A 14,625-nucleotide genomic window follows, 5' to 3' on the forward strand; every position below is an offset into this window, starting at 1 on the left:
AGAATGCGCATTCTTGTCGTAAACCCGAATACCACCGCCAGCATGACGGCGACGATCGCCGACTCCGCCATGCGCGTCGCCAATGCCGGCACCGAAATCCTTGCTGTCACCTCCTCCATGGGGCCGGTCTCGATCGAGGGCTATTATGACGAGGTCTTCGCGGTACCCGGCCTGCTGATCGAGATCGCCAAGGGTGAGAAGGCCGGCGCCGATGCGGCGATCGTCGCCTGTTTCGACGACACGGGGCTCGACGCCGCACGGGCACTGGCCAACATTCCTGTGGTCGGCATCTGCGAAGCGGCACTCGCCACCACCGCCTTCATCGCTCAGCGCTTCACCATCGTCACCACCATGGAACGTTCGCGCCTGCCGCTCGAACACCTGGTTCATCGCTACGGCATGGCCGGACGATGCAAGGTGCGGGCCGCCGATATTCCGGTCCTGTCACTGGAAGATCCGGCCTCCAACGCCCGTGACCGGCTGCGCAAAGAAATCTCGGCCGCACTCAGCGAGGATAGGGCGGAGGCGATCGTGCTCGGCTGCGCCGGCATGGCCGATCTCACGGCCGAACTGCGCCGCGAATTCGGCGTGCCTGTGGTCGACGGCGTCGCGGCGGCGGTGAAACAGGCCGAAGCGCTGGTGACATTGGGCTTGTCGACGGCCAAACGAGGAGCCTATGCTTCTCCGGTCCGCAAACCCTATAAAGGTCTGCTCGAGGATTTCGGGCCCGGGAAACTCGCCGCCAAATGAAAACGCACTCGACCATTCGCGCGCTCACCTCCTCCGAGGTCGAACAGCTTGTCGACTGGGCGCGGATCGAGGGTTGGAATCCTGGCCTTGCCGATGCACCGGCTCTTCATGCCGCCGATCCTCAAGGTTTCATCGGTTGTTTTGTGAATGGCGAACTGGCGGCCGGCATATCCGCGGTCCGCTACGGTTCCGGTTTCGGTTTTATCGGCCTGTACATCACCCAACCAGATTTTCGCGGCAAAGGTTTTGGCAGAAAGGTCTGGGATGCCGGCATGGCGCATCTCGGCGGCCGGACGATCGGCCTCGACGGCGTGCCGGAACAGCAGGCGAACTATCGCAGCATGGGCTTCGAGCCGGCCTACGAGACGTTTCGCTGGAGCGGCAGCCTTGCCGGGAGCCGCGGTGGCAATGTAGCCGCGATTAGCGACGATCTCGTGCCCGCCATTCTTGGCTATGACCAGGCTTTCTTCCCTGCGGAGCGCGACGCTTTCCTGACCGCCTGGCTGAAGCCGCCGCGGGCTGCCAAGGTCATCATCCGTGACGGCAATGTCTGCGGCTATGCGGTCTGCCGCAAATGCCATGACGGCTACAAGATCGGCCCGTTGTTTGCGCAGACCGCCGACGACGCGCAAAAGCTGCTGAACGCCTGCGCCGCGGAGATCGGCAACGAAACCATGCATGTCGACGTCCCGGCCCTGCAGACGGAGTTTTCAGCCTATCTCGAGGCCCATCGTTTCGTGAAAGGCTTCACGACCGCGCGGATGTATCGCGGGCCAGTGCCGGCGGTGCGGATGCCGGGCGTGTTCGGGATTACCACCCTCGAACTCGGCTGATGGCGGCGTCCCGATGAGGACGCCGCTCGCGCTCGTCAAGCAGCGACTACCACAGTTCGGTGTGGCGGTTGACGTCCTTGTAGAGCAGGTAACGGAAGCGGCCGGGGCCGCCGGCATAACAGGCTTGCGGGCAAAAGGCGCGCAGCCACATGTAGTCGCCCGCTTCGACCTCGACCCAATCCTGATTGAGCCGGTAGACCGCCTTGCCTTCAAGAACGTAGAGGCCATGCTCCATCACATGCGTCTCCATGAAGGGGATGGTCGCGCCCGGCTCCAGGGTGACGATATTGAGATGCATGTCGTAGCGGACGTCGGAAGTGTCGACGAAACGGGTTGTCCCCCAACGGTCGCCGGTGTCCGGCATCCATGAAATCGGATGTTCGTCTTCATGGGTAAAGACCGCCGGCGGAGCCTCCAGCCCCTCGACCGCCTGAAAGGCCTTGCGAACCCAGTGGAACTTGACCGGCGCCGTGCCACGATTGCGCAGCTTCCACGGCGATCCGGCCGGGATATATGCAAAGGAGCCGGCCCTCAGCGCATGATCGTTTCCGGCGAACTCGATCGACATCTCACCCTCGACGACGAAGATCGCCGCCTCGGCGCGCGCGTTGGGTTCCGGCCGGTCGCTTCCGCCGCCAGGCTGAACTTCCACGATGTATTGCGAGAACGTCTCCGAAAACCCCGTCATCGGACGGGAGATGATCCATGCCCGGGTTCCCTGCCAATGGGGAAGCAGGCTGGCCACGATGTCCGACATGACGGTTCGAGGAATGACCGCATAGGATGTCGTGAAAACAGCCTTACTGGAAAGAAGATCGGTCTGCGGAGGCAACCCCCCGAGGTTCGAATAATAATCTCTGTTGGTCATGGGTCTGTTTTGCAGTCCAATTTCGCGGCGTCTGATACGCATATGCTTTAAGCGCCGCGCGCCTCTAAGCAACCAATAAATTCGTGCCAATAGACCGTGGCTCCAAGATTTCCGCCACACATCGGCCCGCTGCGGCTACCGGCGCGGCATTTTTCGGCAGACGCCTTGCATTCTCGCCATAGAATTCGGCACGAGCCGTCCGTGTCTCGAAATAGAGCTCATCTATCTGCGCTAATCCTTTTGGAGACGAGTGAAATCCTGGTTTCACAGAAAATGGCATGAAATCTGCTTCTCCCTTGATGACTGGCTCAAAGTCCAGCGACTTCAATAAAAAGGGAACAGCATGACCAACACATCATCGAGTAGCCGGCACGGCCTCGGCGTTTTCCGGAACCTGCGGATGACGACGGTATTTGGCGCGACCGCGGCAGCACTCCTTGCAGCCGCCGCGACCCCCGCACTGGCGGCTGGAACGCTACGCATCGGCATGACCGCTTCCGATATCCCACTCACCACCGGCCAGACCGACCAGGGCGGCGAAGGCCAGCGCTTCATGGGTTATACTGTCTACAATTCTCTGATCGAATGGGACCTTTCGAAAGCCGACAAGCCATCCGCCCTCATTCCAAGCCTTGCGACATCCTGGCAAGTCGATCCGGCCGACAAGACCAAATGGGCCTTCAAGCTTCGCGACGGCGTCAAATTCCATGACGGCAGCGCCTTCGACGCGAATGCAGTCGTCTGGAACCTTGACAAGCTTCTGAAGGCGGATGCGCCGCAGTTCGACAAGCGCCAGGCGGCCCAGGGCAAGTCGCGCATTCCGGCGGTCGTTTCCTACAAGGTCGTGGATCCCCTGACCGTCGAAATCACCACCAACACGCCGGATGCGACGCTTCCCTACCAGCTGAGCTGGATCCTGATTTCCTCGCCGGCGAACTGGGAAAAGCAGGGCAAGAACTGGGATACGGTTGCCCAGAAGCCTTCCGGCACCGGCCCATGGAAGATGGAAGGCGGCTTTACGCCGCGCGAACGGGCCGAACTGACGCCCAACAAGGACTACTGGGACAAGGCGCGCGTTCCCAAGCTCGACAAGCTCGTCCTGATCCCGCTGCCGGAACCCAATACCCGTGTCGCGGCGCTTCGCTCCGGCCAGGTCGACTGGATCGAGGCTCCCGCACCGGATTCGGTGAAATCACTGAAGGAAGCCGGTCTCAAGATCATCACCAATTCCTATCCGCATAACTGGACCTGGCACCTGTCGCGCATCGACGGTTCCCCGTGGAACGATATCCGCGTCCGGAAGGCCGCAAACCTTGCCGTTGATCGCGATGGCCTCAACGAGCTTCTCGGCGGCCTTTCCGTTCCCGCGCAAGGCTACATGCCGCCCGGCCACCAGTGGTTCGGCAAGCCGACCTTCAAGGTGGAATACAATGTCGAGGAAGCCAAGAAGCTGATGAAGGAAGCCGGTTACGGCCCCGACAAGCCGCTCAAGACCAAGGTGATCATTTCCTCGTCCGGCTCTGGCCAGATGCTGCCGTTGCAGATGAACGAATATATCCAGCAGACGCTTGCCGAAGTCGGCATCAATATCGAATACGAGGTCGCCGACTGGAACACCGTCATCAACATCTGGCGGGCGGGTGCCAAGGATCCGAGCGCCAAAGGCGCCACCGCGGTCAACTACAGCTATTTCATCCAGGATCCCTTCACCGCGATGATCCGCCAGTCGCAGTGCAAGCTCGCCCCGCCGACCGGCACCAACTGGGGTTATTATTGCGACAAGGATATGGACGCGCTGTTCGACAAGGTGCGCAACACCTTCGATCCCGTGGAGCAGGACAAGGTGATGCAGCAGGTGCACGAGAAATACGTGAACGATGCGCTGTTCCTGATGGTGACGCACGACGTCAACCCCCGCGCCATGACCGCCAAGGTCAAGGGCTTCGTCCAGGCACAGAACTGGTTCCAGGATTTTTCGACGATTACCATGGAGTAATCCGAGCAGGCGGCGCGCCGAGCAATCGGCGCGCCGCCTTTCATGATGCCCGATCAACCTCCCCGGTGAGGACACCATGCTGCTCTATGCCCTGAAACGGCTTCTGCACGTCATTCCCGTCACGATCGGCGTGAGCATCGTATGCTTCATGCTGATCCATATCGCGCCGGGCGATCCGCTCGCAGCGATCCTGCCTTCGGATGCCTCCGCCGAGCTGCAGACACAGATGCGCAGCTTCTACGGCCTCGACCGGCCGCTTCCCGTCCAATATGCCCTTTGGGCATGGCATGCGCTGCAGGGCGATCTCGGTACCTCGATCGCCAGCGGCCGGCCGGTGCTGAACGAGATCCTGGATGCATCCGTCAATTCCATCATCCTTGCCCTGGCGGCCGCCGTTATCGGCTTCGTGGCAGGTTCTTCACTGGGTTTCCTTGCCGGCGTCTTCCGCGGAGGCTGGGTGGATCGCCTGGCATCGGCGGTTTCGATGCTCGGCGTCAGCGTGCCTCATTATTGGCTCGGCATGGTGCTGGTCATCGCCTTTTCCGTCACCCTCGGCTGGCTGCCGGCCATGGGCGGCGGACCGGAGGGATCGTCGGGCCGAAACCTAAGCTGGGCTTATCTGCAGTTCCTCATCCTGCCTGCGGTCACCATGTCGGTCATCCCGATGGGCATCATCGCCCGCACCATCCGATCGCTGGTCGCCGATATCCTCTCCCAGGATTTTACCCAGGCACTTGCCGCCAAGGGGCTAATGACACCGCAGATCCTGCGCCACGTGGTGCGCAACGCCGCCCCGACCGCGCTCTCGGTCATGGGACTGCAGCTCGGTTACCTGCTCGGCGGCTCGATCCTGATCGAGACCGTTTTCTCCTGGCCCGGAACGGGCTTCCTGCTGAACGGCGCGATCTTCACCCGCGACCTGCCCATCCTGCAGGGTACGATCCTGGTGCTCGCCATGTTCTTCGTTTTCCTCAACCTCGTTGTCGACGTGCTGCAGAGCGCGATCGATCCCCGCATCCAGAGGAGCTGACACATGGCTGTCGTCACCGCAGACATCGCGGCCCCTTCCCCTGCCGCTATTGCCAAATCCCCGGGCTTCTGGAGCGGCGTGCTGCGCCGCATCTGCCGCGACCCGGTCGCCATGACGGCCCTCGCTATTCTTCTGATCCTGGTGCTGATCGCGATTTTCGCGCCCTATATCGCGCCTTACGATCCCTCCAAGGGCAGCGTCATCCGTCGCCTCAAGCCGATCGGCACGCCAGGCTATATCTTCGGCACCGACGAACTCGGCCGCGACATGCTCTCCCGGCTGATCTATGGCGCGCGGCTTTCGCTGATCATGGGCGTCATCCCGGTACCGATCGCCTTCATCATCGGCTCGACGATCGGGATCGTCGCCGGTTATGCGGGCGGCATCGTCAACACGCTGATCATGCGCACGGTCGACGTCTTCTACGCCTTTCCGTCGGTCCTTCTGGCCGTGGCGCTGTCGGGCGCGCTCGGCTCGGGGCTCACCAACGCGCTCGTTTCGCTGACAGTCGTCTTCATCCCGCAGATCGCCCGCGTCGCCGAAAGCGTCACCACCCAGGTCCGCAAGCTGGACTACGTGGACGCGGCGCGGGCCTCCGGCGCCCCGCCGATGACGATCATCCGCGTCCATATCCTCGGCAATGTGCTCGGCCCGATCTTCGTCTTTGCCACGAGCCTGATATCCGTCTCGATGATCCTCGCCTCGGGCCTCTCCTTCCTCGGCCTCGGCGTGCGGCCGCCGGATGCCGAATGGGGACTCATGCTGAACACGCTTCGCACGGCGATCTACAACAACCCGTTCGTGGCGGCCCTGCCCGGCCTGATGATCTTCATCACCTCGATTTGCTTCAATCTTTTCTCAGACGGGCTGCGCACAGCCATGGATGTGAAGTCATGATCAGCGTCGTCCAAGAACCCGCCTACGATCTTCCCGTCGGCGAAAGGGGCGGACCCGCTCAGCCGCTGATCTCCGCGCGCGACCTCATCAAGCATTTCCCGGTCAAGGGTAGCGGTTTCATGAAGCCGAAAAAGGTCGTCCGCGCCGTCGACGGCGTGGATTTCGATATCTTCAAGGGCGAGACGCTCGGGGTCGTCGGAGAAAGCGGCTGCGGCAAGTCCACCACCGCGCGGCTGCTGATGCAGCTCATCTTGCCCGACCGAGGCGAGGTCCTGTTCGACGGTGAGACGGTTGGCGGCGCGCTGCCGCTTTCCGACTACCGCCGCCAGGTCCAGATGGTCTTCCAGGACAGCTACGCCTCCCTCAACCCCAGGCTGACGATTGAAGAATCCATCGCCTTTGCGCCGCGCGTGCATGGCATTGCCGCGGGCAGGGCGATCGCCAGGGCCCACGACCTGCTGCATCGGGTCGGGCTGGAGCCCTCGCGCTTTGCCGGCCGTTACCCGCACGAACTGTCGGGCGGACAGCGGCAGCGCGTCAACATCGCCCGCGCGCTCGCGCTCGAACCGCGGCTCATCATCCTCGACGAAGCTGTGTCGGCACTCGACAAGTCGGTAGAGGCCCAGGTCCTGAACCTGCTCCTCGACCTGAAGCGGGATTTCGGTCTGACTTACCTGTTCATCTCCCACGACCTCAACGTCGTGCGCTTCATGTGCGACCGGGTGATGGTCATGTATCTCGGCAAGGTGGCCGAGATCGGCAGCCGCGATGCGATCTTCGAGAACACCCGCCATCCCTATTCGGCGGCGCTGCTGGCCTCGATGCCAAAGATGGACCCTTCCGAAAGAACCTCCGAGCCGCCGCTCTCGGGCGACCCGCCGAACCCGATCGATCCGCCGCCAGGCTGTCGGTTCCATACCCGCTGTTCGTTCGCCGAGAGCATCTGCAGCGAGAATTTGCCGCCGCTCGCCAGCGTTTCCGAGAGCCAGTCCGCAGCCTGCCTGATGTCCGTACCGGGCTCACGCCACAGCCGTGCGCCGGCATTGATGGAGGCATGACCATGCAAACCGACGCGATGATCGATATTCGCAATCTTTCGGTGACGTTCAACCGCGGCCGAAAGCCCGTCAAAGCCGTCAACGGCGTCAGCCTTTCGGTACAGCCGGGCGAGGTTGTCGCGCTGCTCGGCGAATCCGGGTCCGGCAAGAGCGTCACCATGCGCTCACTGCTGCGCCTGCACCCAAAAGGCACGACGATCGAAGGCTCCATGACCGTCGCCGGCCGCGATGTGACGGGATTGTCGGCCAAGGATCTCGGTGCCTTTCGCGGCGCCGTCGCCTCGATGGTCTTCCAGGAGCCGCGGCTGGCACTCGACCCGGTCTACACGCTTGGCCGCCAGATAGAAGAAACCATCATGCGTCATGAGGGCATCCCGCGCTCGCAAGCGGCGGCGCGCGCGCTTGCTCTGTTCCAGAAGGTCAAGATCCCCTCCCCGGAGCGCCGGCTGCAAAACTATCCGCATGAAATGTCCGGCGGCATGCTGCAGCGATCAATGATTGCCATGGCGCTCGCCTGCAATCCGAAGGTCCTGCTCGCCGACGAACCGACCACGGCTCTCGACGCAACGGTACAGATCCAGATCCTCCTGCTGATCCGCGATTTGCAAAAGGAATACGGGCTCTCGGTCATCTTCGTCACGCATGATATCGGCGTTGCGGCGGAAGTCGCGGACCGGATCGCGGTGATGTATGCCGGGCGGATCGTCGAGGAAGGTAATGTAGCGGATATCATCCACTCACCGAGGCATCCTTATACCAAGGGGCTGCTCGGCGCCCGCGTCGAACTGGCCCACGGACGCGACCGCCTGATCACCATTCCCGGGGCACCGCCGGACCAGGCCGCCATGCCGCCCGGTTGCGCCTTCGCGCCGCGTTGCGCCCAGGTTTCCGATCTCTGCCGCGCGGAAGTACCGGCCTTGATGCCGGTCGGCGGGGCCGGCAGCGTCGCCTGCGTGCAATGTGCCTGAACACCAGAGATGATGAGGGACGATGACAAGGCGGGGAGGGCGTCCGTGCAATCGCGCGCGGAACGAGGCATGACGCGTATCACATTGATCAATCCGAACACCTCCCGGGCGACGACGGTCATGATGACCGAGATCGCCCGGAAATACCTGCCGGAAAATGTCTCCGTGGAGGGCGTCACGGCCACGCGCGGCGTGCCGATGATCCTGAATGGCGAGGAGCTTGCCGCAGCGGCCGGCGGCGTCGTCGAAATGGGATTGGCCGCGGAAGAATTTAGCGATGGGCTGATCGTCAGTGCATTCGGCGATCCGGGCCTCGATCGCCTGAAAGCCCTGTCCAGCCTGCCGGTCGTCGGCATTTGCGAAGCGAGCATGTACGAAGCCTCCGCCGGAGGCCGGCGGTTCGGCATCGCGACTGTCACCCCAGACCTCGTGGCGAGCTTCGCCGCCAAGGCTGAAACGCTTGGCCTTGCCCACCTCTTTACCGGGACACGGCTGACCAGCGGCGATCCGCTGGTGCTTGCCTCCGACCCCGCGCGTCTGCACGCGGCCCTTGAAATCGCGGTTCGCGAATGTCTCGAACGGGATGGCGCTGAAGCCGTCATCATCGGTGGCGGCCCGCTGGGCCAGGCGGCGGACGATCTTCAGCGGGCTCTCTCGTCGCCGGTGATTGCGCCTATCCGCTCTGCTGTCGAACTCTTGCTTTCCCGGATCGCCCGTCCTCCTGAAGCCGGACCGAGGGCGAACTGATGGGGACATCTCCCAGGCAATGCCATGGAGGGATCGTTTTTTCTGTTGCAAGTCGCGGCATCCCACCGGAAAGTCCGCGCGCTGATGTCTTGGCGGAGCTTCCCGTGCCGAAGGATAAATCGTTCCTGTATCGCGTAAGGCAGGCAATTCCCCACCTGCACCCTGCCGAGAAGCGTCTGGGGGAATTCGTCTGCGACTTTCCCGGCGAACTCGCCAGCTATTCGGCGCAGGAGCTTGCCGCGCTTGCGCATGTCTCCAAGGCCACGGTGACCCGCTTTATCCAGCGCCTCGGCTACGAAAACTACGAGGAAGCCCGTCGCCATGCCCGGGCCGAAAAGCAGACCGGCTCCCGGCTCTTCCTGACGGCGGCTGCCGACGCCGCGGCCGCTCAATCGATGCAGGCACATGTCGCCCAGGGGGTCGCCAATCTTGAAGCAACGTTCCTTTCCATTTCCGAGGGCCAGATCGAGGCCGTGACGGAAGCGATGATTGCGGCCCGGAAGGTCTGGGTGCTCGGTTTCCGGAGCAGCCATCCCTTTGCCTCCTACCTGCAATGGCAGTTGACCCAGGTCATCGAGGATATCGTCGCAATCCCCGGCGCGGGGCAGACGCTTGGAGAACATCTTGTCAGCCTGCGGGAAGACGACGTGGTGGTATTCTTCGCCATGCGCCGGAGGATCGCTCAGGTGGACGCCATCCTTGCCCAGCTCCGGAAGTCAAAAGCGAAGCTCCTCTACATCACCGACGAGGGTGCCGCGTTCGAGGCGTCGGCAACCTGGCATTTCCAATGCCAGACCCTGGCGCCCGGCCCCCTCTTCAACCACACGGCGGTCATGGCCCTCTGCCATCTGCTGATCACCCGATGCCTGGAGAAGGCAGGCGTCGAGGGGAGAAAGCGGCTACGCCACATCGAGACGCTGAATGAAGGCCTCGACGAACTGTGATGCGGTCGGCGCCGATGGCGAGAGACCCCGGCACTCAATCCGGCTGCTCGTCAATGCTGACCGATATCGCCACGGGCTTCAAACGGATCGGAATGAAATCCGACGTCCACGATCACAGCAGCGAGATAGCAACCTCGCACAGCGAGCAGGAAAAAGAAGGCCACTGACGTACACAGCACGATATAGTGCCTGAGTTGCGACCTCCTTGGCAGTCTTGACGCAAACTGGATCGCGGCATGCCGCACAAGCCGGCCCACTGCCACGATCAAAAACAGAGCTACTATGATGTACCCGCTCAACGAGGCGGCGCTTATCAACCAGTGAACCAAAAGACATATCCCGAAAAAAGCCTGCTCCTGCCGTGGAACTGCAATCCGCCAGAGCTCCATCGCCCAAGGCTCCTGTCCGGCTGCGGTTATTCTTTTTCTGTTGGTGCTTCCATCTATCGCCGGACTGAAGCCGGGCGCGACCGCTGTAAGCCTCTCAGGATCGAACATCCTTCAATCCTTCTCGCCGACGCAGCAAACCAAAGACGGACTTCAACGCCACCCGCCATCGGGGCGCCCTCGGTTCTCCCATCCCTTCATTCTTTGTCTGCTCGATGCCAGCGTGTTCAACTCTCGTTGCCAGAGGCTGAACAAGGAACTCGATCCGTTTCATGAATGCGCTGCTGTCGAACCGTTTCGACGTTATCAACGGGCCATCGCCGGAAGGCTCCGTGTGGAAGAAAACCTCGAGATTGACCACCGGGATGGAGCGGATATTGCGCACGAGATCGATCTCGGGTCGGGTCGTTATGGCGAAGGAATAATTGTCCGAACGGAGTGCAGTAAAAGCCTCCGGAAACGTCGACACCGCAACGGACTCCTATCCATGGGCGGCCAGCATCGCGACGATCGCATTGGCCGCCGCCACGGGCAGAAACACAAGAATTCTCTTGGGGTGAGTGGTTTCGATAGACATGGCGAGTTCCTCATACGGAGATGAGAAAATCTAGCTTTTGCCGGTGCAAGAGTGTGTTTGGTTTTGTTTGATTTTGTTGCAGCCGCCGTCTGCGGGTCAGCGGTATCGACCGGGACAACATTTCTTAACATCACAAAACCCAAGTTAACGGCGTCGTCTGGGACAGTGCGCTCCGCAAGAGGCCGGCGCGTCGGGCTTACACCTGCACGCCGAAAATTCTCTACCGGATCCCAGGAGCCAATTCGAATGTCATTGACCAAGTCCTTCTTAAGCCATCCGCGGCGTGTCGCCATCGCTGCGGGGCTCGCGGTTGTCGCTTGCCCCCTTACCCAGGCACGCGCTGCCGACCCTTACGAAGGTGAAGAGGCTGCTATCCCCGCGACAGCGAATTTCGACAAGGGGCGGTTTGGCGGGATACGCCAGAAGCTTTCCGACTGGAACGTTATGGTCGGCGCCGGAGCCATGTATGCACCCAAATTCGAAGGATCGGACGAGTTCGAGCTGGTCCCCATTCCCATGATTTCCGCCACCTTCGGTGATCGCGTCACGATCGATCCGGGCGGGCTGGAAATCGATGTGCTGAAGTCCAACGGCGTCAAGCTCACGGTGAAAGGCGGTTACGACATGGGGGGCGGGCGCGATGAAGATGATTCCGATCACCTGAAGGGACTGGGCGACATCGACGCCGGCGCCGTCGTCGGAGCGACGCTTTCGTATGAAATGGGTCCGCTGGAATTTTATGCGTCTGTCGACAAGACAATCGGGGGCAGCGACGGCTTGATCGGTCAGGTCGGTGCGAATGTCTCGCATCACTATGATCGCTTTATTCTTTCCGCGGGCGCTTCCGCGACGTTCGCCGACGATAACCACATGGAAAGCTATTTTGGGGTAACCGCGGCCCAGTCTGCGAGATCGGGATTACGGCAATATGAGGCAGGCGCTGGCCTGAAACGCTTCGATATCGAGGCGTCCGTCACATATATGGCGACCGAACACTGGATCATTCGTGGCCAGGCGGCGGTCGGTTTCCTGACCGGCGACGCGAAGGATAGTCCCATCGTTCAGAACGATGTTCAACCATCTGCGATGCTGATGGTCGGGTACAAGTTCTAGGGTCCCGGCAGGGCGCGGCAAAGCCGACGACATCCTCCCCGCTCGCCGGTCTCTTATCCTCGACTTCTCGCAGTCAACTCCACATCGCGGTCATTATCTCCCGGCGAGCAGGCATTCCAGCTGGCCGGGTCTGGAGCCGCAGGCCGGCCCAACTGGTCGGACATGAAATCGCGGCTGACGACTATGGGCAGTAAGCGCGATGCCAGAAAAGCAGATTCAACCGATGCGACCAACTCTTCTTCTCGCCCTCTTCGTGAGCGCAAACCTTGCTTCCGCGGCGGAGCCTGTGCTTGCGCAACAGAACAAGGCGGCAGCGCTTACCGTCGCCGTGGCAAGTCCCGCAGAACGCCGATGGCCTGAAACGGTGCCGGCCAGCGGCTGGCTCAAGCCCCGGCATGAAGCGGTCATCGCCGCGGAAATCGATGGCCTGCGCGTGACCGCCGTCCTTGTCGATGTCGGATCGGTCGTTTCGAAGGGCCAGCCCCTCGTCCGGCTTGCCGACGAAGCCGTGCGTGGAACTGCGTAACCAGGAGGCCGCCTTGGCAAGCGCCAGGGCGGACCTCGCCAAGGCGACGGCGAATGCCGACCGGGCGCGCAAGGTGCAGGGAAGCGGCGTGCTGTCGGATGAAAAGATCAACGAATACCTGATCGCCGAACAGACGGCGATGGCAGGGGTGGAATCCGCCGAAGCCTTGCTGGAAAGCCAGAAGATCAAGCTCGCCAAGACGACTATCCTGGCCGTGGACGATGGACTGATTGCGTCCCGCTCGGCCCAGCTCGGCGCCGTCGTCTCCTCCGGTACTGAGCTGTTCCGGATGATCCGCCAGCAACGCGTCGAATGGCAGGCGGAAGTGTCCGCACACTATTTGCCTCGCATCAGGCAAGGCCTCACAGCCACGATCGTCGGTCCTGGCGATCGACGAGTCAAGGGAACCGTTCGCCTTGTCGCACCGACGGTCAGCACCGATACCGGCCGGGCGCTCGCCTACGTGGCGCTGCCGGCGGCGGCGCGCCCGCCCATCGGTCTGTACGTCACCGGCCAGATCGAGCTTGAAACCACGACGGCGCTCACCGTGCCCGAGACGGCGCTCGTCCTGCGTGACGGTATCGCTTACGTCTTCACCGTGGATGCAGACAGCCGCGCGTCACGCATTCGTGTGGAAACCGGCCGCCGCAATGGCAGCGAGGTGGAAATCCTCTCTGGCCTCGACCGCTCGTTCGACGTCGTGACGACGGGTGGCACCTTCCTTTCGGACAAGGCCTTCGTCCGGGTGGCTGGAGAGGCGCTCGTCAAGCTCGAAAAGGGCGAATCACGATGAACTTCTCCACCTGGTCGATCCGCAATCCGGTTCCCGCCATCCTGCTGTTCATCCTGCTGACCGTCGGCGGCCTGATCGCGTTCGATCGGCTCGCGGTACAGAACTTTCCCGACATGGACCTGCCGACGATCAAGATCAGCGCCTCGCTTGAAGGCGCCGCGCCGGCACAACTCGAGACGGAAGTCGCGCGCAAGATCGAAGACAGGCTCGCATCGCTGAGCCTCCTCGGCCACATCACGACGACGGTCACGGACGGATCGGTCATCATCAATGTCTCGTTCCAGTTGGGAAAGGACAGCGAGGAAGCACTGAACGAGGTGCGCAATGCCGTCGACAGTGCGAGCGGTGACCTGCCTTCCGAGATGCAGGCGCCGGGCGTGACCAAGGTGACGGTGCAGGGCTCCACCCTCCTCACCTACGCGGTGCGTTCCGCCCGCCTCAACGAGACGGAACTCTCCTGGTTCGTCGACAACGACATGACGAAGACCCTGCTTTCCGTACCCGGCGTCGGCGAGGTCAGCCGGATCGGTGGCATCGAGCGCGAAGTGCACATCGACCTCAACCCCCAGATCATGAGCGCACTCGGCCTCAGCGCTGCTACCGTTTCCTCGCAGCTCAAGTCCGTGCAGTCGGACACATCGGGCGGCCGGGCTGAGATCGGCGGCGGCAAGCAGGGGATCCGCACGCTTGGGGCGGTTTCCTCGGTCGAGGAACTGAAGGCGCTCGCAATCCCGCTTCCGAGCGGAGAGCTGGTGCAGCTGGCCGAGATTGGCGCGGTGACGGACAGCTTTGCCGACCGCTCGTCGATCGCCTATCTCGATGGCGAACCCGTGATCGCTGTCGAGGTGAAGCGATCCAACGGCTTTTCGGATACGGGCGTCGCGGCCGCCATCGAAGCGGCCATGCAGGACTTTGGCGCAGCCAACCCCGACGTCGAGATCGTCCAGGCCTACAGCACGGTCGGGCCGATCGTCGAAAACTACGACGGCTCCATGAACATGCTCTATGAAGGTGACCTGCCACTGAACTTTCATCCGACTGCGATTAGAGCCTCGGCGGCTTTGAATACGCCAAATGGCGCGGTGGGAGCAACCGGCGGAAACGCGAAGCTTTCATCTTGCGCAGCGTTGGAGCCGGTT

Annotated in this window: 13 protein-coding genes and 2 pseudogenes; 12 read left to right on the forward strand and 3 right to left on the reverse strand. The window is 62.2% G+C overall.

What is annotated here, in order from left to right; all coding sequences use genetic code 11:
• Positions 1–3 precede the first annotated feature (3 nt).
• Positions 4–750, forward strand: a complete 747-nt coding sequence (locus C5L10_RS06340; protein WP_105428939.1) for an aspartate/glutamate racemase family protein — start codon at positions 4–6, stop codon at positions 748–750.
• Positions 747–1,583, forward strand: a complete 837-nt coding sequence (locus C5L10_RS06345) for a GNAT family N-acetyltransferase (protein ID WP_105428940.1) — start codon at positions 747–749, stop codon at positions 1,581–1,583. The genes C5L10_RS06340 and C5L10_RS06345 overlap by 4 nt, the downstream gene beginning before the upstream one ends.
• A 46-nt stretch (positions 1,584–1,629) precedes the next feature.
• On the opposite strand, the gene C5L10_RS06350 is transcribed toward C5L10_RS06345, so the two are convergent.
• On the reverse strand, positions 1,630–2,451 hold the full coding sequence (locus C5L10_RS06350; protein ID WP_037086505.1) for a bifunctional allantoicase/(S)-ureidoglycine aminohydrolase: 822 nt from the start codon (positions 2,449–2,451) through the stop codon (positions 1,630–1,632).
• Positions 2,452–2,851: 400 nt separating this feature from the next.
• Between C5L10_RS06350 and C5L10_RS06355 the strand changes: the two genes are divergently transcribed.
• The 7 genes from C5L10_RS06355 (at position 2,852) to C5L10_RS06385 (ending at position 10,091) form a co-directional block, all read left to right on the forward strand.
• The gene (locus C5L10_RS06355) at positions 2,852–4,447 is read left to right on the forward strand and encodes an ABC transporter substrate-binding protein (protein WP_046669395.1); all 1,596 of its coding nucleotides are present in this window, start codon (positions 2,852–2,854) and stop codon (positions 4,445–4,447) included.
• A gap of 76 nt (positions 4,448–4,523) precedes the next feature.
• Complete coding sequence (locus tag C5L10_RS06360; RefSeq protein ID WP_046607771.1) at positions 4,524–5,477, forward strand: ABC transporter permease; 954 nt, start codon at positions 4,524–4,526, stop codon at positions 5,475–5,477.
• Between the two features lie 3 nt (positions 5,478–5,480).
• On the forward strand, positions 5,481–6,374 hold the full coding sequence (locus C5L10_RS06365) for an ABC transporter permease (RefSeq protein ID WP_105428941.1): 894 nt from the start codon (positions 5,481–5,483) through the stop codon (positions 6,372–6,374).
• On the forward strand, positions 6,371–7,432 hold the full coding sequence (locus tag C5L10_RS06370) for an ABC transporter ATP-binding protein (protein WP_105428942.1): 1,062 nt from the start codon (positions 6,371–6,373) through the stop codon (positions 7,430–7,432). Before C5L10_RS06365 ends, C5L10_RS06370 begins: the two co-directional genes overlap by 4 nt.
• Before the next feature lie 2 nt (positions 7,433–7,434).
• Entirely contained in the window at positions 7,435–8,400 is a 966-nt protein-coding gene (locus tag C5L10_RS06375) for an ABC transporter ATP-binding protein (RefSeq protein WP_371411917.1), read from the forward strand.
• A 69-nt stretch (positions 8,401–8,469) separates the two neighbouring features.
• Positions 8,470–9,147 carry an aspartate/glutamate racemase family protein gene (locus tag C5L10_RS06380; RefSeq protein ID WP_105428944.1) on the forward strand — a complete coding sequence of 226 codons (678 nt, stop codon included), beginning with the start codon at positions 8,470–8,472 and terminating at the stop codon, positions 9,145–9,147.
• 104 nt (positions 9,148–9,251) lie between these two features.
• Complete coding sequence (locus C5L10_RS06385; protein WP_105428975.1) at positions 9,252–10,091, forward strand: MurR/RpiR family transcriptional regulator; 840 nt, start codon at positions 9,252–9,254, stop codon at positions 10,089–10,091.
• 50 nt (positions 10,092–10,141) lie between these two features.
• Here C5L10_RS06385 and C5L10_RS34255 read toward each other — a convergent pair whose 3' ends face one another.
• Both C5L10_RS34255 and C5L10_RS06395 read right to left on the reverse strand, forming a co-directional pair.
• Positions 10,142–10,588 (reverse strand): hypothetical protein, encoded by a 447-nt coding sequence (locus C5L10_RS34255; RefSeq protein ID WP_245447930.1) that lies wholly within the window; start codon positions 10,586–10,588, stop codon positions 10,142–10,144.
• The gene (locus C5L10_RS06395; protein ID WP_245447931.1) at positions 10,575–10,946 is read right to left on the reverse strand and encodes a hypothetical protein; all 372 of its coding nucleotides are present in this window, start codon (positions 10,944–10,946) and stop codon (positions 10,575–10,577) included. The genes C5L10_RS34255 and C5L10_RS06395 overlap by 14 nt, the downstream gene beginning before the upstream one ends.
• A 354-nt stretch (positions 10,947–11,300) precedes the next feature.
• Here C5L10_RS06395 and C5L10_RS34260 point away from each other — a divergent pair, with 354 nt between their 5' ends.
• The 3 genes and pseudogenes from C5L10_RS34260 to C5L10_RS06410 all read left to right on the forward strand — a co-directional run.
• Positions 11,301–12,167: a MipA/OmpV family protein gene (locus C5L10_RS34260; protein WP_371411918.1), complete on the forward strand. Its 867-nt coding sequence runs from the start codon at positions 11,301–11,303 to the stop codon at positions 12,165–12,167.
• A gap of 223 nt (positions 12,168–12,390) precedes the next feature.
• Positions 12,391–13,486, forward strand: a pseudogene (locus tag C5L10_RS06405) (efflux RND transporter periplasmic adaptor subunit).
• A pseudogene (locus C5L10_RS06410) lies at positions 13,483–14,499 on the forward strand (efflux RND transporter permease subunit); the annotation flags it as partial. The pseudogenes C5L10_RS06405 and C5L10_RS06410, both read left to right, overlap by 4 nt.
• Positions 14,500–14,625: the final 126 nt, after the last annotated feature.

The organism is Neorhizobium sp. T6_25, from assembly GCF_002968555.1.
In the GTDB taxonomy this organism is placed as follows: domain Bacteria; phylum Pseudomonadota; class Alphaproteobacteria; order Rhizobiales; family Rhizobiaceae; genus Neorhizobium.